At 32.4% G+C, this 682-nt stretch carries 1 protein-coding gene; it reads left to right on the plus strand.

Translation table 11 applies throughout. From position 1 onward, the window contains the following. Positions 1–112 precede the first annotated feature (112 nt). Positions 113–619 carry a hypothetical protein gene (locus ACYVRH_RS13955; protein ID WP_461257487.1) on the plus strand — a complete coding sequence of 169 codons (507 nt, stop codon included), beginning with the start codon at positions 113–115 and terminating at the stop codon, positions 617–619. Positions 620–682 lie beyond the last annotated feature (63 nt).

Raw genomic sequence — 682 nt, forward strand, 5'->3', positions numbered from 1 at the left:
ATAAATGAAATCTACTCTTAAAATTATCAATAGCATACTCTTCAAATTTTTTCCCATAAGGGGAACACAGAAAAACTAGGCAGATGGTTTGACCAAAAAAAGGGCGTAAAAGGTGAAAAATTCGTATGTTTTTTTGTTTAGGGTTAAATTCGTCAAAGGGAAACAATTACCGCTAGAATTTGAAAATATAAAACCAGAAGAAATATTAATTCAAGCTATTAAAGAAAAACCTGATATTGATACAAAAGAAGGCTATTCGTGGCATATTGGCAATATAAGCTCACTAGACGATAGGTATGGTAGCTTTGCCATTGGAAGAAAGACACTTACAGCTTTACCGCATTTTGATAGTGAAAAAAAAGATTTTGTTGAATCAATGTCTGAAACAAGTCCTTATACAATGATTTATTTTGATTCAGTTATTGGATTGTTAGGTATAAAACGGAATTATCACTTAGCTCCGAGAGAATCAAGTATTGCAAAGAAAGTCGAGCAATTATTAGCATCAACTGTTATTGTGCGAAGATCGATGACTTATGTTGAGGTTGATGCAGTAAAAGATCCCGTGTCCTTTATTAATAAACTAAGAAATGCTTACTCCATAAAAAATTTACCGTAACCTTTGGCGGTCCAAATCCTTTTGATGCTGATGAGTTTTTTCATAAACCTATGTCTATATATC

The sequence above is a fragment of the Treponema sp. R80B11-R83G3 genome (genome assembly GCF_054786115.1).